We start from the raw sequence: 21,719 nt of genomic DNA on the forward strand, positions 1-21,719 counted from the left end.
AATCGATCATCTAGGGCGATCTGAGGACCCTGGGGGTGGGTTTCGGCACTCGGTCAGTCGTCAGGGGGCAAGTCGCCCTCAGCGTGGGACCGGTGGAAGCACGGCGACCGAACGCAGTGCCTGATCCCTGGCCCGGAAGCCGAAGCTGACGAGGATGACGCGCTCTCCGGCGCCGAGGGGTGTCCGGCCGTGCGGGGTGTGGGCCCCGTCGAACACGAGGCAGTCTCCCGGCGCGAGTTCGCACGCGCGGTAGCCGTCGGCGTTGACGAAGACGGTGGCGCTCGCGGTGGGGGCCGTGGTGGGGCGGTCGTGCTTGAGGCACAGGATCAGGTTGGCCTCGCCGAAGCCGAATTCGTCCACGTGGAAGTCGAGGAACTGCCCCTCGTCCAGGTAAGCGATGTAGACGCCGGTGTGGGGCTGTTCGACCTCCAGGCCGGCGGACCGGGCGACGACCGCGGCCAGGTCCACCTCGCTGGCGAAGAGGTTCGCCGCGTCGCCGACGGGTGCGTTCCACTTGCCGTTGTGCAGGTAGCCCTCGGCGGCCAAGGCTTTCTCGGTCTCCTCCGTCATCGCGGAGATCAGCTCGACGGGGAACTGATCCCGCAGGTGCCGGGGCCGAAGGCGTTCGTGCTGGGTGAGCGTGCGCACGGCGTCCCGGATGGTGGGGAAGTCGTCGTTCCACCGGGCCGGGGTGTGGGTGGAGGTGTGGGACTGGAGCCATGACGTCCACCCCCTGCTCCACTGGGCCGATTCCGCGGTACCGGCTGCCGGCTCGGCCTGGCCGAGCAGCAGCTCGACACAGTCAACGGCGGCCTGGGTGGACTGGATCAGGTCGCTGTCAACCTTCTCGATCCGCAGCCGAAGCGCTTCCTGGAGGTGGGCGCGGGCCGGTACGAGGTCGCCCTGTTCCATGAGGTGCTTGGCGTAGTGCTGGAGGGCGAAGTCGAGCAAGTCGGGCTGCTGGGCGCGGGCGGTGTCCAGGGCGCTGCGGTAGAGGGCGTCCGCGATCTGTGCCTCTCCGGCGTAGCGGTAGGCGTCGCCGAGGTTGAGCTGGGTGGCGATGACGGCCCGGGTGCTGCCGCTGGCCGTGGCGAGGTCCAGGGCCTGCCGCAGGAAGGCGCGGGCGCCGGGGTAGTCGCCCAGCGCGATCGAGGCGATGCCGGTCCACCGGGTTAGCACGCGCCGCCTGTCAGGGTCAGCATCCGTGGCCGGGTCCCGGAGTTCCTCGCGGAGCCGGGCGGCGGCGGCCGTCAGCTTGTCCCGGTCGGTGGGGACCATGCGCAGGTTCTCGTCTTGGGTGATGAGGTGCTGGAGCACTCGCCCCTCCGAAGGTCGTTCTGGTGGATGAGTTCTACAGCTGGTCGGTCTGGTGGCGCAGGCCGGTCAGCAGCTCCTTGCCGTGCTCGGTGAAGTGCTCGGCGAGGAGTTCGAGCTGGCCCATTAGGTAGCGGACGGCCGGCATGCCCTCGTCGTAGGCGGCCTGGAAGATCGCGCGCTCGTTGGGGGTCAGGTCGTCGCGGTCGAGTTCGGTCCGGCGGAACCGCAGGAGCTGGTTGTAGACGCACGTAGCGTGAAAGGCCCGGTCCACTTCCCAGAACTGGTTTCGGGCCTCGCCCTGTGTCGCGCGCCACGCGATCTCGATCTTGGGAGAGGTCTTGGAGTTGTAGCCGTCGGCGAAGACCTGGTGCTGGAGGACGTGGAAGCTGACCGACTGGTGCACGCCCTCGTGCAGGATGTTCTCCGCGAGGAAGAGGTGGGACGGCTCCTCGCTGACGGTGTTGGGCGGGATGTGGTGCCGCGCCTTCTCGGAGAAGACGATGACGTAGGGGAGCGCCGGGTCGCTGGAGCTGGTCAGCGAGGAGGTGCGGACGCCCGGCTTGAGGCCCACCCACAGCAAGCCCCGGACGAACTCTCGGACGCGGGCGAAGCCCTCGGGGTGCACGGTGGCCATGCGCTCCAGTGCCTGGGTAAGGGCCGCGCGGCGCTTGCCGGTGTGCTCCACGATCTCGTAGTTGCTCAGGTTGATCTCGTCGGCGATCTGCCCGGGGAGTTCGGCGGCGAACCAGTCGAAGGCGGTTCCGGAGACGTGGACGGGGTCGCTGCCGAGGGCGCGGGCGTGCTCGGCGTAGGGGACGCCGGACTTCATGAGACGTTCCATCAGGGCGAACGGGAGGGCCCGCTCGGCGCCGTCCTCGCGCAGGCGGATCAGCGCGGGGTCCTGGCGGTCGAGGTCGAAGAAGGAGCCGGACACTACGGTGGTGGTGATCTGCACTGCGGACTCTCCTTAATCGGGGTGCGGAAAAGGCGGCGGGCCGGCCCGGAAGTCTGCTCCGAGTCGGCCCGCCATACCGTCAGTCAGGCGGCATCAGGTTGGAGCCGGGGTCAGACCGCGGACGTCTGCGGCTCGAACACCCCGTCCGGGACGGAGTGGTCCAGGCGCCGGGTCAGGGACTCGACGGCCACCTCCGGCTCGAACACGCCGTCCGGAACCGAGTGGTCCAGACGCCTCGTCAGGTTGCTGACCTGGGTCTCGTTGGACATGGGAGATCCTCCCTTTCACGAAGGGTCAGCCCGCACCGCTGCGGTGCAGGGTCGTGCCCCACCTCGGCCGTAGCTCTGCTGTGCGGCATCCGGTCGAGGTGGGAGCCTGGCCGCCCCGGGCCGTAGGTGCAGGGCGGGAGTTTGCGAGGTGTCAGCCCCGTTTGAGGCTGGAGGGGTCCTTGACGATCCACTCCTTGCCGCCGCCGGGGGGTCGGGCGAAGACCGCGTTGGTGATGGTGATGCGGGTCGTGGGGTCCTGCCACTCGCCGATGAACTGGACCACCCCGATCTTGTTCTCGGCCGGGTCTCTGACGGTGGTCCCCTCCGACACCCAGCCGGGCAGTGTCTGGCGCTGGCGCTCACGGCCGGGGCGGGACACGGTCACCGCCTTCGATGTCGCGGCGGCGCATGAACTTCTCCCAGCCGCTGGCCGCGCGGACGCGCAGGGCCCGGCTCGGTGCCCCGGGGGCGGTCTCCTGTATGGCGAGGGTGCGTCCGCTGGCTCCGGGGTTCCGGCGCGGCAGGGAGGGGGTGCAGGGAGGGGGTGCTCATGGCCTTGCTCCTCTCCGACGGGGGCGCAGCGGGCCGCAGGGCGGCGCGAAGGTGGGGCCTGCGGCCCGCTGCGTGGGGGACGTCAACGGCCTTTCCCCTTCCGGGTCCTGTCCGTTTCCGCGTCTTGAACGTACGGTCGCTGGGGACGCGATAGGACTGACTGGCAGTACGTGTTGGGGGGACGGAGCGTCGTCGGGGAGCTGGGCATGGCGGGTACACCGCCCGCACGGGGACGTGCGGCCACAGGAGCGATTGCGGGCTTTGTGCTGAGGCTGGCGCGGGAGAGCATCCCGCGTACGCAGGCGGCCATGGCGGAGGCCCTGGGCGTGGACCTGGGCACCTTGCAGGGCTGGGAGTCCGGCCGGCGCCCACTGGCGAACATGAAGGCCGGGGCGCTGCTGAATCTGCGGCGACGGCTCGGGGCCCTGGGTGCGGACGCGGGCGTGGTGGGGCTGCTCGATCCGGCGATGGACGCAGACCAGATCATCGGGGCCGCCCTCGATCCGCCGGAGGAGATGGGGCTTCACCCGCTGGCGTCGTGGGTGCACACCAGGGACACTGCGCACATGCTGGCGTGGGCCTTGACCGGTACGCCGCCGCCCGCTCTGGCGGGGCGGATCCCGGCTCCCCGCCGTGGCCCCTCCGCGTCGGCTCCGCTGCTGGGTGCGGGCGAGCGCGGCCAGTTCTTCGAGCACCTGCGGGAGACCGCCGAGTCGGCCCGGCGCGGCGAGGGTGGGGTGCTGCTGCACCGGCAGGCCCTGTATCTGGCGTCGTACGACCGGGGGCCGGAGGCGGTCTCCTGGACGGCGCACGCCTTGCACGCCCGGCGGGGAGTGCTGGGCCGCCGGGGATGGTCGGAGCATTGGGCGGAAGCCCGGTCCACTGCAACGGCACTTGCCCGGTTGGGCGACCCACAGCCGCTGCTCGACTTCATTGAGCGCTCGCTGGCTGGCGACGACACGGCGGAAGCGGCGAACCTGAACTACTGGGCGTACTGGCTCGGCGGCGTCCGCCTTCCGCAGCCCGACGACGGGTTCATGCGCGACCGGGACCTGACCGGCTGGGACCCGGTGACGCTGCTGCGGGGGCTGACCTACGGGCTGCACTACGCGCCCGGATACGCGGACCTGTACGCCCACACTCTGTGGGCCCTGCTGACGGCGCACCCGTGGCTGCCTCGGGCATCGAGGGTGCTGGTGCGGGAGCTGGAGGAGCGTACCGGACGGTTACTGGACGGGCGGGGGATCTCCGAAAGGTCGCGGCACGAACTAAGCGCGGTGCATTACGTTTTGCGTGATCGCACCTGAGAGCGGAGGTCACCACATGGCAGACGAGACGGCGAACGCGCAGGGAACGGCCGCGTTCATCTTCGAGATGGGCGTCATGAAGCAGGCCAAGCGGACCGGGTGGTGGTTCACCGGCAACAACAACCCCGAGTCGATCGCCGACCACTCGTTCCGCGTGGGCATCATCGGTGCCGTTCTGGCCATGATGGAGGGCGTGGACCCGGCGAAGGTCGCCCTGATGTGCCTCTTCCACGACACCCAGGAGACCCGGATCGGGGACATCCCGCACATCGGCCGCCGCTACATCGACGTCGTCGACAATGTGGACGTGACCGCGGACCAGGTTGCCCGCGTACACCCCGCCGTTCGCTCCGGTGTGCTGCGCGTGGTCGAGGCGTACGAGGCCAACGACACCCCCGAGGCGATCGTGGCCAAGGACGCGGACAAGCTGGAGTGCCTCGTGCAGGCGGTGGAGTACCGGGCGCAGGGCAACACGCTGGTTCAGGACTGGATCGACACTTCGCTGGCCAGCCTCAAGACCGCGTCCGCGCAGGCCCTGGCCGAGGCCGCGCTGAACATGACCCCGCTGGATTGGCGGAAGAAGTTCCTGGGCCAGTAACCGGTGCCGGAAATGCAGAAGCCCCCGCTGGCCCGCTCGGGGCCGGAGCGGGGGCTTCGTGTTGTGCAGGTGGACTAGAACTCGCTCTTGGGCTTGATGCGGTTCAGCTTGCGGCCCCTGTCCCACTCGTTGGCGAAGACGTTGTATGCGGCCAGGTTTCGGCCACCGGTTCCGTCACCGTGAGCGCCTCCGCCGGTCGCGGCAGTGCGGATCTTCCCCAGCCACTGGTACGCCTCGCCGCTGCTGCCGAGCTTCTTCGCGAAGTCGTCGATCTTGACGACGTCGGAGTGCTTGTAGAGCACCATGGCCAGGCCGGTCAGGATGACGCTGTCCCAGGTCTCCGGGGTGCGGTTCCACGCCTTCTCGGCGAGGGTGAGCGCGTCGTCGAGGATGTCGGCGCCATACATGTCGACGATCTTGACGACGCCCTTGACCCCGCGGATCTGGTTGGCGGACTTGTTGCCCATCTTCAGGCCGTGCGAGGTGATGACGGCCTCGGTGTCGTCGTTCTGGTCGGCGCCGTATTCGCCGTGGCGCCAGCCAGAGCACCGACCGGTGTAACAGCCGCACCCCGGGCAGTCGGGGCACACCATGGCGTACGTCCAGCCGCAGCGCTGAACGGGACGGCCGCAACCGTCCCTGGATGCTCGGGCCTTTTCGTATCGGCGCGGCCTTGGGCGTTGTGCTGGTGTAACCCGCCACCGGGCCGGCTGAGGCAGGCGGAGGCGTCGCGCGGCTTCCCGAGCGCGCTCCGAAGGGGCGGCACCCGGTCAGCTACGGACGGGGCGTTAAGGCCGCGCGCAGAGCCCGGTCAAACACTCAGTCAAATGCCAAACGGCAGCTATGGCCTGGGCTTTTCTGGTTAAAAGTGGATCAAACGATGAGGTCCCATCACCCTTCGTGAAGAGTGATGGGACCTCAAGCGTGCGATCGCGCTGCTGATGGCGCGTCAGTCATTGTGGGTTCCGTTGCGCAGATCCTGCACAAGCCTTGTGTCTGCTTCCCTAGATGTCGCGGAAGGTTTCGATCTGGGCGCCGACCGAGTTGAGGCGCTCGGCGAGGTCCTCGTAGCCGCGGTTGATGACGTACACGTTGCGCAGGACCGAGGTGCCCTCCGCCGCCATCATCGCCAGCAGGACGACCACCGCCGGGCGCAGGGCCGGCGGGCACATCATCTCTGCGGCGCGCCAGCGGGTGGGGCCCTCGACCAGGACGCGGTGGGGGTCCAGCAGCTGGAGGCGGCCGCCGAGGCGGTTGAGGTCCGTCAGGTAGATCGCCCGGTTGTCGTACACCCAGTCGTGGATCAGGGTCTTGCCCTGGGCGGTGGCCGCGATGGCCGCGAAGAACGGGACGTTGTCGATGTTCAGCCCGGGGAACGGCATCGGGTGGATCTTGTCGATGGGCGCTTCGAGCTTCGACGGGCGGACCGTCAGGTCGACCAGGCGGGTGCGGCCGTTGTCGGCCGTGTACTCCGGCGAGCGGTCGTGGTCGAGGCCCATCTCCTCCAGGACCGCGAGCTCGATCTCCATGAACTCGATCGGGACGCGGCGGATCGTCAGCTCCGACTCCGTGACGACGGCGGCGGCGACCAGGCTCATGGCCTCGACCGGGTCCTCGGAGGGGGAGTAGTCGACGTCGACGTCGATGTTCGGGACGCCGTGGACGGTCAGGGTCGTGGTGCCGATCCCGTCGACCCGGACGCCCAGCGCCTCCAGGAAGAAGCACAGGTCCTGGACCATGTAGTTGGAGGAGGCGTTGCGGATGACCGTGACGCCGTCGTGCCGGGCGGCGGCCAGCAGCGCGTTCTCGGTGACGGTGTCACCGCGCTCGGTCAGCACGATCGGGCGGTCGGGGCTGACGCCGGGCTCGACCTTGGCGTGGTAGATGCCCTCGGTCGCGGTGATGTCCAGGCCGAAGCGGCGCAGGGCGATCATGTGCGGCTCGATGGTGCGGGTGCCGAGGTCGCAGCCGCCGGCGTACGGCAGGCGGAACTGGTCCATGCGGTGGAGCAGCGGGCCCAGGAACATGATGATGCTCCGGGTCCGGACGGCCGCCTCCGCGTCGATGGCGTCCATGTCGAGCTCGGCCGGCGGGACGAGCTCCAGGTCGACGCCGTCGTTGATCCAGCGGGTGCGGACGCCGATGGAGTTCAGGACCTCCAGGAGGCGGTAGACCTCCTCGATGCGGGCGACCCGGCGCAGGACCGTGCGGCCCTTGTTCAGCAGGGAGGCGCACAGCAGGGCCACGCACGCGTTCTTGCTCGTCTTGACGTCGATGGCGCCGGACAGCCGGCGGCCGCCGACCACGCGCAGGTGCATCGGGCCGGAGTAACCCAGGGAGACGATCTCGCTGTCGAGCGCTTCGCCGATGCGGGCGATCATTTCAAGGCTGATGTTCTGGTTGCCGCGCTCGATGCGGTTCACGGCGCTCTGGCTGGTGCCCAGGGCGTCCGCGAGCTGACTCTGTGTCCAGCCCCGGTGCTGCCGGGCGTCACGGATGAGCTTGCCGATGCGTACGAGGTAGTCGTCTGCCATGGGTGCACCGTATCTCAGATATGAGATGAGTCGTGCGTCGGGTGTGGCGTGCGGGTGTTACTGACCGTCAGTTTTCCTGAGGCGCAGGGCCGAACGGGTGGCGCCGCGAACGGTTCGCGAACCCCGCCGAGCAAGGGTGATACCGCACTATTTGGCCCGATACGGATAAATGGGTGAAGTTCGCCTGGGTCGGGCGAAACTTCAGTCCCACCAGAGCGACCACACCGACGAGCGCACCATGCCGTCGCCGGCGCTGCGGGGGGCTTGAACCGTGTCGCGGCAGTAGCCCATCAGCTCCGTGGCGGCCTGCGCGGCACCCCGCGGGTCCAGCGGCGGCCGGTCGACGACCAGTTCGAGGTAGGCGCCCTGGGCGAGGAAGAGTCCGGCCCCCCACTGCTCGTGCCAGCGCCTCAGCAGTGCCGCGTCGTCGGCGGGCGTGAGGAACCGGTCACCGTACCCGCACCAGTTGCCCGTCCCGATCACGTACGGCAGGACCACGGGCACTTCGTGGCCCCCTCGCACCGCCACGAAGTTGAGCCAGCGCCGATTCCGGCCCCGGAAGACGTCCCGGTCGCCGCAGCCCCAGCGCGACACCCCGGGCAGGGGCTCCGCGAGCTGCGGGCCCAGCCGTGGCGCCAGCCGGTCGGGGTCGTAGTCGTCGCACCACTCCTCCCGATCTTCCCCGGAGTCCTCCCACGCCGACCACCGGAGGGCGGAGACCACCACGGACGCCGCGCGGGCGTCGTGGTCCTGGCGCAGCACCTCGGCCATCAGGTCCTCCAGGGCCGCGGCATCGACGCCGGAATGCCGACTGCTGCGGGCCAAGGCGTCCGGCGACAGCAGCGTGACGAAGGGCCACCAGCCGGTCTCCCCGTGCCGTCCGCGCCATTCGTCCCACACCTCGCGCACCCGGTCCCGCGCCACGGACACGCCGATCACCTCGACGCCCGCGGCCGTGGTGGCCCGCTGGGGTCCGACCTGGGGGAGGCGGGCGCGCAGGGCGCGGACGAGCCCGTCGGCATCAAGCCGGGGCCGGTGGAGAAGACTACTCACAGGCCCAGGACCCTACGGTCCGCCCGCGCCCCCGCGCATCCCGGCAAGGGCCCTCACCCTTGAGGCGCTCGCCGAGTTCTTCCAGGCCGGCGAGGAGCCAGGTCCGGCGGCCGCGGTTGCCTTCGCCGACGAAGCCGCGCACCGCCGAACCGGCTTCCGTGCGGCGGGAGATGTCGCCGAGGCCGACAAGGCGACGCCGAGGCCGGCTCGCGGTGCGGCTCCGGGCGACGCGATTCCCGCCGCGCGGGCTCAGCGGGCTCAGTCGGCCGCCAGGAACTCCGCCACGGCCGAGGCGAAGGCGGCCGGGTCGTCACGCCAGGGGAAGTGGCCGGCCCCGGGCCGGACGGCGAGCCGGGCGTCCTTGAAGAGGCCGGCGTACTCGGTCATCACCGGGAGCGGGCCCTGCAGGTCGAGCTCCCCGGCGAGGACGAGCACCGGCGGCTCGAACCGGCCGAGCGCGGCCCGCAGCGCGGCCGGATCGTACGCGCCGTCCCCGCCGAACGCGGCCGCCGCCTCCTGGTTCTTCCGGCTCTCTCCGTCGGCGGCGAATTGCCGGGTCGCCTCGTCCCATCGGCCGTGGAAGAAGGGTTCGGCGGCCGTCCAGTCGTCGGCTCCGGCCCGGCCCGCGACGATGCGCTCCAGCGCCGCGAAGGCGGCCGGGAACCAGGGCTCGTCCCGGCGGAGCCGCGCGGCGGCCAGCCGCTGTTCGCCGCTGACGGTGATGCCGGTGGCGGCCACGCTGGGCGTGATCAGGGCCAGCCTGCCGGTGTGCTGCGGGTGCCGGGCCGCGTAGAGCGCGGCCAGGTTCGCGCCGGCACTGTGCGCGAGCAGGTCCATCCGGTCCAGACCGAGGTGGCGGCGCAGCGCCTCGACGTCTGCGACCTGCCGGTCGCAGCGGTACGTGGCCGGGTTCTCGGGTACGGCCGAGGCGCCCGTGCCGCGCGGGTCGAGCAGGATCAGGCGGCGGTGTGCGGCCAGGCCGCCGAGGTCGCCGAGGTAGGCGGAGTCCAGCATCGGCCCGCCGGGCAGGCAGACCAGGTCCGGGCCGCCGGCCGGGTCCGGTCCGGGGAGGACGCGGTAGCCGAGCGGGGTGCCGTCGTACGAGGTGAAGGTGGGCATGCGGGCGACGGTCGCAGCCCGCGGCCCGCCGGGCAACCGGGTTTCCCCCGCCCGACCGTCCTTCCACTTCCAGGAGGCGCTGTGGCGCCTCATGGAGGGGCGCACGGCGCTCGCCGTGGCGCACCGGCTCAGCACGGTGGCCCACATGGACCGGCTCGTCGTCACCGGGGCCGGATGGAACAGCGCACGCATCAGGAGCTGCTCGCCCGCGAGGGCGCCCACGCCAGGCTGTGGCAGCACCAGTCCGGCGGGTTCCTCGACGACAGCCCAGCCCGCACCGACCTCCACTGACGGCGCGTACGGGGCGCATCGGGCAGGCGCCCGCTAGCGTGGACGGAGGGGAGATGGACGGACGGCGAACCACGATGAGCCCGGCGACGAGCCCGGCACGACCCTTCCCGCGACGCGGGGACCGGAGGACGACATACGCCCATGCCCCGCCACGCCCCCGAGCACGCCCGACCGCCCGACCGGCCGCGGCCGCCGATCGGCACCTCGACGGGCGTGGCACTCACCCTGGCCGTCCTCACCGCCGCCAACGCGGCCGTACACCTGTGGCCGGGCCCGCCCGGCCTGGTCACGTCCGTCGTGGCGGTCGCGCTGCTGTTGGGCGTGCTCCGCCTGGCCGGAGGCACCTGGGCGGACGCGGGCCTGGCGCCCGGCACCCTGGTCCGCGGCGCCCGCTGGGCTTTGGTCCTGGTCGGGCTGGTCGGCGCCGTCTACCTGGCCGGGGCCCTGATCCCGGCGACCCGCACCCTGTTCGAGGACCGGCGGTACGCCGGGATGACCGGCACCGAGCTCGCGCTGCGCGGTTTCGTGCTGGTCCCGGTCGGCACGGTGCTGCTGGAGGAGACCGCCTTCCGCGGCGTGCTCTACGGCCTGGTGCGCCGCGCCCGAGGAGCGGTGCGGGCGACCGTCGTGTCGAGCGTCCTGTTCGGCCTGTGGCACGTGCTGCCGTCGCTGCACCTCGCGACCGCGAAACCCGCCGTCGGCACGGTCGTCGGCACCTCCGGGGCGGGCGCCGTCCTCGCGGTCCTGGGGGCGGTGCTGTTCACGGCGGCGGCCGGCGTCCTGTTCTGCGAACTGCGCCGCCGCAGCGACAGCCTGCTGGCGCCCATGGGCCTGCACTGGGCGGTCAACGCGCTCGGCTACCTCACCGGGTTCCTGCTGCGCTGACCGCGGGGCGGCCGCTCACCCCCAGCCGTCCGGCCGGATGATGTGCTTCAGCCGGTCCAGGTCCTGCGCCGTGAACCCTTCGGGCCGCATGACCGCGTTCCAGCCGTCGACGTACGCGACCTTGTACGTGTGGCCGTGGCCGTCCGGCACACCCGTGGAGAAGGGCAGGTCGGCGGTGATCTGCCAGAAGGTCACGAAGGGGATCCAGAACATCTGCCCGAGGACGTCCCGGCCCGGTGCCTCGGAGATCCAGTCGGGTTCGGAGAAGACCAGGTTCGGGCTCCACCAGACGATCGGGTCGGACGGGTTCATGAGGTAGAGCACCCGGGTGCCGTCCCACGGCCGGCCCGCCGGCTCGATCGCGGTGGACGGGTCGTCGGCGAACCGGACGGTCCGCCCCTCCTTGTAGACCGGCTCGATCTCCGGGCTGCCCGCGACGCGCCCGTCGCTGAACTCGCGGAAGAGCGTGTTGAAGTTGGGCGGGCCCGCGAACAGGGTGCCGGCCGTGCGGTTGCGCAGGTCGTACTCCCCGCTGAAGGCCGTCTCGCCGCCGAACGACCCCAGGCTCTCACCGGCCACGAACAGCCGCGGACGCTTGTCCTGCGGCAGTTTGGACCAGGTGTCGTAGACGGCGTCGAAGAGCTCGCGGCCGGCTTCGCGGGCCTTGGACTGGTCGACGAGGTAGGACAGCCACGACGGCAGGTACGAGTACTGCATCGCCACTGTGGCCGAGTCGCCGTTGCCGAGGTACTCGAAGGTGTCCACGGCCGCGGGGTCGACCCAACCGCTGCCCGTCGTGGTCATGACCAGCAGGTTCTTGCGTTCGAAGCCGCCGGCCCGTTCGAGGTCCGCGACCGCCTTGGCGGCCCGCCCCTCCGCGCTGTCGGCGGTCTCAAGCCCGGCGTACGTCCGTACGGGCTCCTGCGCAGGGCGGTGCGTGAACGCGCCGATCTCCGCGGCGGTCGGCCCGCTGCCGACGAAGGCCCGGCCCTCCCGGCCCAGCGAGTCCCACGGGACGACGGAACCGGACCCGCCCGAGCGCAGGGACGACGTGGGCTGGTGGATGCCCTCGGGCGTGTGCGTGTCGCGCACCGAGAACGCCTCGTTGGCGGCATTGACGAACCCTTCCAGCAGCAACCCGGTGAACGCCGTCCACGCCATGGCCGCCACCACGACCCAGCCGACCACCCGGGCCGCCCGCCAGCCGATCCAGCGCCGGAGCAGGCGCGCGGCCCATCCGTACAGGGCCCGCAGTCCGCGGCCGGCCAGGAGCAGGAGAAGGAAGACGAGCGCGGCGACGAACGGGCAGGCGACGGCGCTGAGGACGTTGTAGTCGGTGACGCTCATCAGCCTTCGGATCTCGTGCTGCCAGTACTGTCCGAGCCCGAAGGCGAGGGCGAACAGCACGACCGCGCCGACGACCAGGACGAGCCACGTCCGGCGCGAGGGGGTCCAGGCGTCCCGGTCGGCGAAGGCGCGCCACACGTGGGCCGCGACCACGCCGAGGCCGTATCCGATGGCTGCGGCGATCCCGCATACCAGCCCCTGGAGGACGCCCCCGCGGGGCAGCAGTGACGGGGTGAAGGAGAGGCACGCGAGGAGCAGCGCACCCCAGCAGCCGGGCGGCGTGAGGTGCGGCCAGTGTCGGGCCGCCCCGCCGAACCCCCCGGCCCCGTCGGTGCCGCCTGCCGCCTCCGTGCGCCCGGCCCCGTCCGTGCCGCTGCGTCCGCCCGTGCCGCCGGGCGGGCCCGTCCGGCCGTCGTGGTCGTGCGGCGGCGGATCCTGGGAGGCGGACTCCGGCGGGTCGTTGCTCATCGCTTCCTCCGGGACAAGGATCGCGCGGCCCGGCCCGCCCTGCCATCCGGGGCGCCGTCCGTGGCACCGGCAGGCCGCGCCCCGGTGCCCGCTCGTACCCTGAGGGGTGAACCGGTGGGAGGTCGTCCCATGAGAAGGCGCTGGACCGCGCGCGTGGCCCTGGCCGCCGGCCTGGCGGCCGCTCTGGTGCTCGTGGTCGTCGGCGGGTTCGGCAGCCTGCTGCTCATGGCGGTGGGGTGGGCGGGGCTCGCCGCCACGGCCGCGGCCGTATGGTGGATGCTCACGCGCACCGGCTGGATCAGGATGCTGGCCGTTCTGCTGGCGGTGGCCGCGCCGCTCGGCGTCCTTTTCCTGTACACGTCGGCCGGACTGCTGTGGGTCGTGCTGGTCTCGCTGGGCCTGTGGGCCCTGGCCGTTGCCACGGGCAGGGCGGCGCTCGCCCCGGACCGGCCGGAGGGCATGCCGGAGCACTCCGCGGACCGGCCCCGTCGGCCCTTCCTGATCATGAATCCGCGTTCGGGCGGCGGCAAGGTCGGCAGGTTCCGGCTGGCGGAGCGGGCCCGGGACCTGGGCGCCGAGGTCGTCGTGCTCGATCCGGACCGACCGCAGGACGTGGCGGATCTGGCGCGGCAGGCCGTCCAGGACGGGGCCGACCTGCTCGGCGTGGCGGGAGGCGACGGCACGCAGGCTCTGGTCGCCGGCGTGGCCGTGGAGCACGACGTCCCGTTCATGGTGATCAGCGCCGGCACCCGCAACCACTTCGCCATGGACCTCGGACTGGACCGCAAGGACCCCGCCACCTGCCTCGACGCGCTGACCGACGGCGTGGAACTGCGCGTCGACCTCGGCCACATCACCATGGGGGACCCGGAAGCCGCGGACCCGTACCGGCCTGAGTCCCCGTCTCCGGAGGGGCGTCCGGAGCGCGTGTTCGTCAACAGCGCCTCCTTCGGGGTGTACGCGGAGGTCGTGCAGAGCCCCGCCTACCGTGACGACAAGGTCCGCACGATCCTGGAGATGCTGCCCGACCTGCTGACCCACGACAGCGGCCCGCGGCTCGGCCTGAGTGCCGGTGCGCTGGCCATGGCCGGTCCCCAGGCCGTGCTGGTGAGCAACAACCCCTACGAGCGGGGCGACTTGGCGGGGCTGGGACGCCGGGAACGGCTGGACTCCGGCGAGCTCGGCGTGCTCGGCATCCTTGTCGGCAACGCCGCCGAGGCGGCGGAGCTCCTGCTGCACGGCGGGCAGGGCCGCGGGCTGACCGTCGGCACCGCGCACGAGGTCGTCGTCGCGGCCGACGTGCCCGTCATCCCGGTGGGCGTCGACGGCGAGGCCCTGCAGCTGCCGACCCCGGTGCGCTGCCGTCTCGCGCCCCGCGCGCTGCGGGTGCGCGTGCCCCGGAACCGTCCGGGCGTGCCGCGCAGCTCGCCGCCGATGGACTGGCGGCGGGTGCGGCGGCTGGCCCTGACGATGGGACGGGCCGCGGCGGGCCGCGACGGCACCTGACGGCGGCGGGGACACAGCCGGGGCGCGCGCCGGCGCGGGTCACGGCGGGCCGTCCGCCGTCCACTGCGCTCCGGTGCGCAGGCGGAACGCGGTGACGGCCGCCTCGGCCGTGGGGAAGAGGTGGCGGGGGTCGATGGTGCCAGTGAGCCCGTACCGCTCCATTGGCGTTGGCTTGAAGGGCGGGCGGGCCTGCGCCGGCGTGTGTGAGACTCCGGTGTTGATCACCAGTGGGGGATTCGCGATGTACCTGCACCCGAGGCGTCCGGCGCGGCCGCCGCGGTTCCGGCCGCGTCGGCGGCCCTGGCCTTGGCCCTGGTCCTGACGGGCTGCACCGGCACCGGCACCGGCACGGCAGGCGGCGCGAAACCGTCGCCCACGTCCACGAGGAAGGCCGCGACCGCCGACCGGGACACCGTGGACACGGAGGTCCGCGCGCTGGTGCGCGCGGCGGGCCTCGCCCCGGCACGGGGCAAGACGACCAGCATCACCCGGGACGGTGTGGGGCACCCCGGCCGGGTCGACTGGATGATGGTCCTGGACACCCCGCGCGCCGAGCGGGCCGTGCGCGCGGTGCAGGCCGAAGCGGAACGCCGCGGCTGGCACCCGGAGCCCTTGGGCGAGGGGAAGATCATGTACGGGAAGTCCGGCTGGATGCTGATGGTGGGGAGCTCCGCCTCGGCGGACGTCGTCGCCCTCCGTGCGGGGGAGAGCCTTCTGACCGTGTTCGCCGACACCTCGGGCGCGTGAACCGGCCCGCGGGCGGGGGCCGCGCGTACGCCGAGCGGGGCGGTCGGGTCGCCCCGGAGTGCGGCGTGCGCCACGCGTGCATGACCAGGGCGCGGCGATGCACTAGGGTTATCTCGACATCGAGATATCTGCCGAAGGCGTACCGCAGCCGCCCCTGCTGGTAAGGATTGCCTAACTTAGCCTTACCTTAGCGGATTGGCCACAGGGCGTGGCGGCAGGATTGCGGTTACACGCGCGAAATCATGCATGAAGGAGACTGTCGTGTCGGCGAACAGCTTCGACGCCCGCACCACGCTGCAGGTGGGCGACGAGTCGTACGAGATCTTCCGGCTGGACAAGGTCGAGGGCTCCGCCCGCCTGCCGTACAGCCTGAAGGTGCTGCTGGAGAACCTGCTCCGCACCGAGGACGGCGCGAACATCACCGCCGACCACATCCGGGCCCTCGGCAACTGGGACTCGCAGGCCCAGCCGAGCCAGGAGATCCAGTTCACGCCGGCCCGCGTGATCATGCAGGACTTCACCGGTGTGCCCTGTGTCGTCGACCTCGCCACCATGCGTGAGGCCGTCGCCGCGCTCGGCGGCGACCCGGCGAAGATCAACCCGCTGTCCCCGGCCGAGATGGTCATCGACCACTCCGTCATCGCCGACAAGTTCGGCACCAACGACGCCTTCGCGCAGAACGTCGAGCTGGAGTACGGCCGCAACAAGGAGCGCTACCAGTTCCTGCGCTGGGGCCAGACCGCGTTCGACGACTTCAAGGTCGTCCCGCCGGGCACCGGCATCGTCCACCAGGTGAACATCGAGCACCTGGCCCGCACGGTCATGGTCCGGGGCGGCCAGGCGTACCCCGACACCCTCGTCGGCACCGACTCCCACACCACCATGGTCAACGGCCTCGGTGTGCTCGGCTGGGGCGTCGGCGGCATCGAGGCCGAGGCCGCGATGCTCGGCCAGCCGGTCTCCATGCTCATCCCGCGCGTCGTCGGCTTCAAGCTGACCGGCGAGCTGCCCACCGGCACCACCGCCACCGACCTGGTGCTGACGATCACCGAGATGCTGCGCAAGCACGGCGTCGTCGGCAAGTTCGTCGAGTTCTACGGTGAGGGCGTCGCCGCCACCTCGCTCGCGAACCGCGCCACCATCGGCAACATGTCGCCCGAGTTCGGCTCCACCGCCGCGGTCTTCCCGATCGACGGCGAGACCCTGAACTACCTCAAGCTCACCGGCCGCTCCGCGCAGCAGGTCGCGCTCGTCGAGGCGTACGCCAAGGAGCAGGGCCTCTGGCTCGACCCGGCCGCCGAGCCCGACTTCTCCGAGAAGCTGGAGCTCGACCTCTCCACCGTCGTCCCGTCGATCGCCGGCCCGAAGCGCCCGCAGGACCGCATCGTCCTCGCGAACGCCGCCGAGCAGTTCCAGCGCGACGTCCTCAACTACGTCGACACCGCCGACGAGGCCGAGCTGGAGTCCTTCCCGGCCTCCGACGCCCCGGCCGTCAGCCCGAACGGCGGCGGCCCGTCGAACCCGGTCCAGGTGACCGCCCCCGACGGCACCACCTACACGATCGACCACGGCGCCGTCACCGTCGCCGCGATCACCTCCTGCACCAACACCTCGAACCCGTACGTCATGGTCGCCGCCGCGCTCGTCGCGAAGAAGGCCGTGGAGAAGGGCCTGACCCGCAAGCCGTGGGTCAAGACCACCCTCGCCCCGGGTTCGAAGGTCGTGACGGACTACTTCGACAAGGCCGGTCTGACCCCGTACCTCGACAAGGTCGGCTTCAACCTCGTCGGCTACGGCTGCACCACCTGCATCGGCAACTCCGGCCCGCTGCCGGAGGAGGTCTCCAAGGCCGTCAACGAGCACGACCTGGCCGTGACCTCGGTGCTCTCGGGCAACCGCAACTTCGAGGGCCGCATCAACCCCGACGTCAAGATGAACTACCTGGCCTCCCCGCCGCTGGTCGTCGCGTACGCCATCGCGGGCTCCATGAAGGTGGACATCACCAAGGACGCGCTGGGTGTCGACACCGAGGGCAACCCGGTCTTCCTGACGGACATCTGGCCGTCGGAGGCCGAGGTCAACGACGTCGTCGCCAACGCCATCGGCGAGGACATGTTCTCCAAGTCCTACCAGGACGTCTTCGCGGGCGACGCCCAGTGGCAGGCGCTGTCGATCCCGACCGGCAACACCTTCGAGTGGGACACCGAGTCCACCTACGTGCGCAAGCCCCCGTACTTCGAGGGCATGACGATGGAGACCACCCCGGTCACCGACATCGCCGGCGCCCGCGTCCTGGCCAAGCTGGGCGACTCGGTCACCACCGACCACATCTCCCCGGCCGGCGCCATCAAGGCCGACACCCCGGCCGGCAAGTACCTCACCGAGCACGGTGTGGAGCGTCGTGACTTCAACTCCTACGGCTCGCGCCGAGGCAACCACGAGGTCATGATCCGCGGTACGTTCGCCAACATCCGCCTGCGCAACCAGATCGCGCCGGGCACCGAGGGCGGCTTCACCCGCGACTTCACCCAGGCTGACGGCCCGGTGAGCTTCATCTACGACGCCTCGCAGAACTACCAGGCCGCCGGCACCCCGCTGGTCATCCTGGGCGGCAAGGAGTACGGCTCCGGCTCGTCCCGCGACTGGGCCGCCAAGGGCACCGCGCTCCTCGGCGTCAAGGCCGTCATCACCGAGTCGTACGAGCGCATCCACCGCTCGAACCTCATCGGCATGGGCGTCCTGCCGCTGCAGTTCCCGGCCGGCCAGTCGGCCGACTCGCTCGGCCTGACCGGCGAGGAGACCTTCTCCATCACCGGCATCACCGAGCTGAACGACGGCACCACGCCGAGCACCGTCAAGGTCACCACCGACACCGGTGTCGAGTTCGACGCGGTCGTCCGCATCGACACCCCCGGTGAGGCGGACTACTACCGCAACGGCGGCATCATGCAGTACGTGCTCCGCAACCTGATCCGCGGCTGACCACAGCGCTAGATCCGGGCTCCACCGAAGGGCCGTATCCCCGTCACGGGGGTACGGCCCTTTCGGCCGTCCGGGGGCAGGGCCAGGTTTCGGCGAGGTCTCAACTCGGAAAAGCTGCCAGACATGGCTGCGCATGATCTTGCTCACATGAACGGGAGTGGACTATACCTGTGCGCGTCCGGCTCGCCGCGGCCGTGCGGCGCCGGACGGGGGGATGGGCGGGGAGCTGCGGCAGCGTCCGCGCGTACCACAACCGCCTTGAATCCCGGCCTCCTTCACACTTCGGACGAAGGCGAGGACAAGAGCATGGGATCCACTGGCGAGGGCATGGGCCGCCGCGATCTGATCAAGCGCTCGGCCGCACTCGGACTGGTCTCGGCGCCGGCGATGGGCTTCCTGTCCGGCTGCGCCTCCGGCGGCGACGCCTCGGCGAACGGCCCCGCCAAAGGGCCCGTCACCAAGGAGAACCCTTTCGGCGTAGGCAAGGGCGGCAAGCTCGACGTCGTCATCTTCAAGGGCGGTTTCGGCGACGACTATGCGAAGTCCTGGGAGGCCGCCTTCGACAAGAAATGGGGCACCACCAGCTCCCACCTGGGCACCCAGGAGATCGCCGCCAAGCTCCAGCCCCGCTTCAACGTGGGCAACCCCCCGGACGTCGTGGACGACGCCGGCGCCCAGCAGATCAAGATCGACGTACTGGCCAAGGGAGGCCAGCTCACCGACCTCACCCAGCTCCTGGACGCCCCGTCCCTCGACGACCCGAACCGCAGGATCCGCGACGTCCTGATCCCCGGCACCGTCGAACAGGGCACCCAGGGCGGCAAGTTCGTCGCCCTCTACTACGTCTACACGGTCTTCGGGTTCTGGTACTCGGGCAAGCTCTTCAAGGAGAAGGGCTGGACCGCGCCGAAGACCTGGGACCAGTTCCTCGACATCTGCACCAAGGCCCGGGACGCCGGCCTCGGCGGCCTCGCCCACCAGGGCAAGTTCCCGTACTACATCAACGTCGTCATCATGGACCTGATCGCCAAGAAGGGCGGTCTGGAGGCCATGAAGGCCATCGACAACCTGGAACCCAACGCCTTCGAGGGCAATCCGGCCGCCCTCGCCGCCGTCGAGGCGGTCTACGAGGTCGTCGAGAAGGGCCTGCTCATGGCCGGCACCAACGGACTGACCCACACCGAGTCCCAGACCGCCTGGAACCAGTACAAGGCGGCCTTCATCCCCTCCGGCTCCTGGCTGGAGAACGAGCAGCTCAAGCAGACCCCGGACGACTTCGACATGAAGTTCCTGCCGGTACCCGTCCTCGCCGACAGCAAGCTGCCCGTCGAGGCCATCCGGGCGGGCGCCGGCGAGCCCTTCATCGTCCCCGAGAAGGCCGCCAACAAGGCCGGCGGCCTGGAGTTCCTGCGGTCGATGCTGTCACGCGAATGGTCCACCCTCTTCGCCCAGCAGGCCAACTCCCTCACCGTCGTCAAGGACGGCGTCGACCCGGCCGTCAGGCTGCGGCCGGGCACCCAGTCGGCCGTCGAGGCCGTCAAGGCGGCCGGTGCGAACACCTTCAACTACCTGTACCCCGACTGGTACAGCGAAATGGACACCGAGATCCAGAACGCGTCCAATGAGCTGATGGCCAAGCGGATCCAGCCGAAGGAGTGGATCAAGCGGGCCCAGGCCGCGGTGGACAAGGCCGCCAAGGACCCGAACGCGAAGAACAACCGCCGCAGCTGACGCCACCGACGGACGGACGGACACCATGAGCCACGTAGCCAGGGGGCGGGGGCGGGCCGGCTTCATCAGCGGCTTCCTCTTCCTGCCGCTCGCGCTGTACCTGACCTTCGTCATCTGGCCGTACATCCAGACCTTCGGCTACTCCTTCACCGACTGGTCCGGCCAGTCGCCCACGTTCGCCTTCGTCGGCTGGGACAACTACACGGCCCTGCTGCAGGACGAGGTCTTCCGCGGCGCCCTCTGGCACAACCTGCTGCTCCTGGTGTTCGTCCCGGCCCTCACCATCCTGCTGGCCCTCTTCTTCGCCTTCATGGTGAACGCGGGAGGGCGCAGTGGGGCCGGCGGGGTGCGGGGCGTGCGCGGCTCGTCCGTGTACAAGATCGTCTACTTCTTCCCGCAGGTCCTCTCCCTCGCCATCCTCGCCGTCCTCTTCGGCGCGGTGTACCGCAGCGACGAGGGCGGCCTGCTCAACGGCCTCCTGGTCGGGCTGGGCCTGGTCGACCCGGCCCACCCCGTCGAATGGCTCAACGAGCCCGACCTGGTGCTGTGGTGCCTGCTGTCCGTCGTGGTCTGGCACGGGGTCGGCTTCTACCTCGTGCTCTTCTCGGCGGCCATGCAGTCCGTACCCAGGGACATCTACGAGGCCGCCCTGCTCGACGGCGCAGGCCGCGCCCAGACCTTCCTCAAGGTCACCCTGCCCCTGCTGTGGGACGCCGTGCAGACCTCCGCCGTCTACCTCGGCATCGCCGCCATGGACCTGTTCGTGCTGGTCTCGACGATGACCTCCGGCCAGTTCGGCGGCGGGCCCGACCACCACAGCGAGGTCATGGCCACGGTGCTCATGCGCAACTTCCTGTACTTCGGCAAGAGCGGCTACGCCTGCGCCATGGGCGTGGTCATGCTCCTGCTGACCCTGATCCTCTCCGTCGTCACGCTGCGCGCGACCCGCCGCGAGCGCATCGAGTTCTGAGCGGGAGACCCCGATGACCACTGTGATCAAGGCGCCCGGAGAGCGCTCCGACGAGCGGGCCGGCGGCGCCGGCCCGGGGCAGGGCTCCGGCGGCGGCTCCGACGGCACGGCGCTGAACGTCTTCTCGCACGGCTTCCTGGCCCTCTGGGCGGTGCTGATCGTCCTGCCGCTGGTCTGGCTGGCGCTCGGGTCGTTCAAGACCGACTCCGAGATCGGCAGCTCGGCCCTCAGCCGGCCCTCCAACTGGCACCTCGACGCCTTCGCCCGGGCCTGGGACAAGGGCATCGGCGACTACTTCGCCCACACCCTGATCGTCATGGCCTTCTCGGTGCCGCTGACGATGCTGCTCGGCTCGATGGCCGCGTACGTGCTGGCCCGCTACCCCTTCCCGGGCAACCGGGTCGTCTACTACTTCTTCGTCAGCGGGGCCATGTTCCCCGTCTTCCTGGCGCTCGTCCCGCTGTTCTTCATGGTCAAGCGCCTCGACATGCTCAACACCTACCAGGGGCTGATCCTGGTCTACGTCGCCTACTCGATGCCGTTCACGGTCTTCTTCATGCACTCCTTCTTCCGTACGCTGCCGACGGCCGTGCACGAGGCGGCGGTGATCGACGGGGCCTCCGACACCCGGATCTTCTTCCGGGTGATGCTGCCGATGGCCAAGCCGGGCCTGATCAGCGTCGGCATCTTCAACGTCCTGGGCCAGTGGAACCAGTACATCCTGCCGTCCGTGCTGATGCAGCCGCAGACCGGATCGGACCCCGAGCGCTACATGCTCACCCAGGGCCTGATCCAGCTCCAGTACCAGATGGGCTACGAGACCGACCTGCCGGTGCTCTTCGCCGGTGTGACCATCGCCATGGTCCCGATGCTGGTGGTGTACCTGTCCTTCCAGCGCCAGATCCAGGCCGGCCTGACCTCCTCCACCCTCAAGTAGCACATGAGGCCGCCACAGCACGATCTAGAGGGATGTCTCTCATACTTATGACCGATAAGGGCAGAATCGTGCCGTGTCCGCCTCTTGACGTGTGGATGCCCAAGAGCTCGACTTAGGGTTCACAAGTTGGAGAGACGCCGGCGTCTCGGAG

At 70.6% G+C, this 21,719-nt stretch carries 19 protein-coding genes and 1 pseudogene; 10 read left to right on the forward strand and 10 right to left on the reverse strand.

All coding sequences use genetic code 11. The features are described 5' to 3' along the window. Positions 1-78: 78 nt before the first annotated feature. The 4 genes from ACIQUT_RS00405 to ACIQUT_RS00420 all read right to left on the reverse strand — a co-directional run bounded on the left by ACIQUT_RS00405 (position 79) and on the right by ACIQUT_RS00420 (position 2,920). On the reverse strand, positions 79-1,317 hold the full coding sequence (locus ACIQUT_RS00405) for a tetratricopeptide repeat protein (protein ID WP_403557697.1): 1,239 nt from the start codon (positions 1,315-1,317) through the stop codon (positions 79-81). A gap of 34 nt (positions 1,318-1,351) precedes the next feature. After that, on the reverse strand, positions 1,352-2,272 hold the full coding sequence (locus ACIQUT_RS00410) for a hypothetical protein (protein WP_403557699.1): 921 nt from the start codon (positions 2,270-2,272) through the stop codon (positions 1,352-1,354). Positions 2,273-2,382: 110 nt separating this feature from the next. Further along, complete coding sequence (locus ACIQUT_RS00415; RefSeq protein WP_403557701.1) at positions 2,383-2,541, reverse strand: hypothetical protein; 159 nt, start codon at positions 2,539-2,541, stop codon at positions 2,383-2,385. A 151-nt stretch (positions 2,542-2,692) separates the two neighbouring features. Then, positions 2,693-2,920 (reverse strand): hypothetical protein, encoded by a 228-nt coding sequence (locus tag ACIQUT_RS00420; protein ID WP_403557702.1) that lies wholly within the window; start codon positions 2,918-2,920, stop codon positions 2,693-2,695. A 436-nt stretch (positions 2,921-3,356) separates the two neighbouring features. Here ACIQUT_RS00420 and ACIQUT_RS00425 point away from each other — a divergent pair, with 436 nt between their 5' ends. After that, on the forward strand, positions 3,357-4,400 hold the full coding sequence (locus ACIQUT_RS00425) for a helix-turn-helix domain-containing protein (protein WP_403557704.1): 1,044 nt from the start codon (positions 3,357-3,359) through the stop codon (positions 4,398-4,400). A gap of 16 nt (positions 4,401-4,416) precedes the next feature. Then, entirely contained in the window at positions 4,417-4,998 is a 582-nt protein-coding gene (locus ACIQUT_RS00430) for an HD family hydrolase (RefSeq protein ID WP_403557706.1), read from the forward strand. Positions 4,999-5,072: 74 nt separating this feature from the next. On the opposite strand, the gene ACIQUT_RS00435 is transcribed toward ACIQUT_RS00430, so the two are convergent. The 4 genes from ACIQUT_RS00435 to ACIQUT_RS00450 form a co-directional block, all read right to left on the reverse strand. Next, positions 5,073-5,591: a hypothetical protein gene (locus tag ACIQUT_RS00435; RefSeq protein ID WP_403557708.1), complete on the reverse strand. Its 519-nt coding sequence runs from the start codon at positions 5,589-5,591 to the stop codon at positions 5,073-5,075. A gap of 411 nt (positions 5,592-6,002) precedes the next feature. Next, positions 6,003-7,532 (reverse strand): helix-turn-helix domain-containing protein, encoded by a 1,530-nt coding sequence (locus ACIQUT_RS00440; RefSeq protein WP_403557710.1) that lies wholly within the window; start codon positions 7,530-7,532, stop codon positions 6,003-6,005. Between the two features lie 201 nt (positions 7,533-7,733). Further along, positions 7,734-8,585 (reverse strand): DUF4253 domain-containing protein, encoded by an 852-nt coding sequence (locus ACIQUT_RS00445; RefSeq protein WP_403557712.1) that lies wholly within the window; start codon positions 8,583-8,585, stop codon positions 7,734-7,736. A gap of 258 nt (positions 8,586-8,843) precedes the next feature. Then, positions 8,844-9,704, reverse strand: a complete 861-nt coding sequence (locus tag ACIQUT_RS00450) for an alpha/beta fold hydrolase (protein WP_403557713.1) — start codon at positions 9,702-9,704, stop codon at positions 8,844-8,846. 70 nt (positions 9,705-9,774) lie between these two features. Here ACIQUT_RS00450 and ACIQUT_RS00455 point away from each other — a divergent pair. Then, positions 9,775-9,995, forward strand: a pseudogene (locus ACIQUT_RS00455) (ABC transporter ATP-binding protein); the annotation flags it as partial. A gap of 141 nt (positions 9,996-10,136) precedes the next feature. After that, the gene (locus tag ACIQUT_RS00460) at positions 10,137-10,880 is read left to right on the forward strand and encodes a lysostaphin resistance A-like protein (protein ID WP_403557715.1); all 744 of its coding nucleotides are present in this window, start codon (positions 10,137-10,139) and stop codon (positions 10,878-10,880) included. Positions 10,881-10,895: 15 nt separating this feature from the next. Here ACIQUT_RS00460 and ACIQUT_RS00465 read toward each other — a convergent pair whose 3' ends face one another. Further along, a complete protein-coding gene (locus tag ACIQUT_RS00465; protein WP_403557717.1) occupies positions 10,896-12,695 on the reverse strand; it encodes an alpha/beta hydrolase in 1,800 nt (599 codons plus the stop codon). A gap of 129 nt (positions 12,696-12,824) precedes the next feature. On the opposite strand from ACIQUT_RS00465, the gene ACIQUT_RS00470 reads away from it, so the two are divergent. Then, complete coding sequence (locus tag ACIQUT_RS00470; RefSeq protein ID WP_403557719.1) at positions 12,825-14,201, forward strand: diacylglycerol/lipid kinase family protein; 1,377 nt, start codon at positions 12,825-12,827, stop codon at positions 14,199-14,201. Positions 14,202-14,240: 39 nt separating this feature from the next. On the opposite strand, the gene ACIQUT_RS00475 is transcribed toward ACIQUT_RS00470, so the two are convergent. Further along, positions 14,241-14,363, reverse strand: coding sequence for a hypothetical protein (locus ACIQUT_RS00475; RefSeq protein ID WP_403557721.1), 123 nt, complete (start codon positions 14,361-14,363; stop codon positions 14,241-14,243). Between the two features lie 144 nt (positions 14,364-14,507). Here ACIQUT_RS00475 and ACIQUT_RS00480 point away from each other — a divergent pair, with 144 nt between their 5' ends. From ACIQUT_RS00480 to ACIQUT_RS00500, 5 genes are all read left to right on the forward strand, one after another. Next, entirely contained in the window at positions 14,508-14,948 is a 441-nt protein-coding gene (locus tag ACIQUT_RS00480) for a hypothetical protein (protein ID WP_403557723.1), read from the forward strand. Positions 14,949-15,209: 261 nt separating this feature from the next. Next, a complete protein-coding gene (gene acnA, locus ACIQUT_RS00485) occupies positions 15,210-17,930 on the forward strand; it encodes an aconitate hydratase AcnA (protein ID WP_403557725.1) in 2,721 nt (906 codons plus the stop codon). 306 nt (positions 17,931-18,236) lie between these two features. Then, positions 18,237-19,661, forward strand: a complete 1,425-nt coding sequence (gene ngcE / locus ACIQUT_RS00490) for an N-acetylglucosamine/diacetylchitobiose ABC transporter substrate-binding protein (protein WP_403557727.1) — start codon at positions 18,237-18,239, stop codon at positions 19,659-19,661. Positions 19,662-19,686: 25 nt separating this feature from the next. Further along, complete coding sequence (locus ACIQUT_RS00495; RefSeq protein ID WP_403557729.1) at positions 19,687-20,631, forward strand: carbohydrate ABC transporter permease; 945 nt, start codon at positions 19,687-19,689, stop codon at positions 20,629-20,631. Between the two features lie 13 nt (positions 20,632-20,644). Beyond that, positions 20,645-21,568 (forward strand): carbohydrate ABC transporter permease, encoded by a 924-nt coding sequence (locus ACIQUT_RS00500; RefSeq protein ID WP_403557731.1) that lies wholly within the window; start codon positions 20,645-20,647, stop codon positions 21,566-21,568. Positions 21,569-21,719: the final 151 nt, after the last annotated feature.

The sequence above is a fragment of the Streptomyces sp. NPDC090445 genome (assembly GCF_044769385.1).
In the GTDB taxonomy this organism is placed as follows: domain Bacteria; phylum Actinomycetota; class Actinomycetes; order Streptomycetales; family Streptomycetaceae; genus Streptomyces.

Bases quoted from the DNA above. Each gene is read 5' to 3' on its own strand.
- ngcE (WP_403557727.1), top strand. From the start codon at position 18,237: ATGGGATCCACTGGCGAGGGCATGGGCCGCCGCGATCTGATCAAGCGC.
- ACIQUT_RS00440 (WP_403557710.1), bottom strand. From the start codon at position 7,532: ATGGCAGACGACTACCTCGTACGCATCGGCAAGCTCATCCGTGACGCC.
- ACIQUT_RS00415 (WP_403557701.1), bottom strand. From the start codon at position 2,541: ATGTCCAACGAGACCCAGGTCAGCAACCTGACGAGGCGTCTGGACCAC.
- ACIQUT_RS00430 (WP_403557706.1), top strand. From the start codon at position 4,417: ATGGCAGACGAGACGGCGAACGCGCAGGGAACGGCCGCGTTCATCTTC.
- ACIQUT_RS00495 (WP_403557729.1), top strand. From the start codon at position 19,687: ATGAGCCACGTAGCCAGGGGGCGGGGGCGGGCCGGCTTCATCAGCGGC.
- ACIQUT_RS00465 (WP_403557717.1), bottom strand. From the start codon at position 12,695: ATGAGCAACGACCCGCCGGAGTCCGCCTCCCAGGATCCGCCGCCGCAC.
- ACIQUT_RS00460 (WP_403557715.1), top strand. From the start codon at position 10,137: ATGCCCCGCCACGCCCCCGAGCACGCCCGACCGCCCGACCGGCCGCGG.
- ACIQUT_RS00475 (WP_403557721.1), bottom strand. From the start codon at position 14,363: ATGGAGCGGTACGGGCTCACTGGCACCATCGACCCCCGCCACCTCTTC.
- ACIQUT_RS00435 (WP_403557708.1), bottom strand. From the start codon at position 5,591: ATGGTGTGCCCCGACTGCCCGGGGTGCGGCTGTTACACCGGTCGGTGC.
- ACIQUT_RS00470 (WP_403557719.1), top strand. From the start codon at position 12,825: ATGAGAAGGCGCTGGACCGCGCGCGTGGCCCTGGCCGCCGGCCTGGCG.
- ACIQUT_RS00500 (WP_403557731.1), top strand. From the start codon at position 20,645: ATGACCACTGTGATCAAGGCGCCCGGAGAGCGCTCCGACGAGCGGGCC.
- ACIQUT_RS00450 (WP_403557713.1), bottom strand. From the start codon at position 9,704: ATGCCCACCTTCACCTCGTACGACGGCACCCCGCTCGGCTACCGCGTC.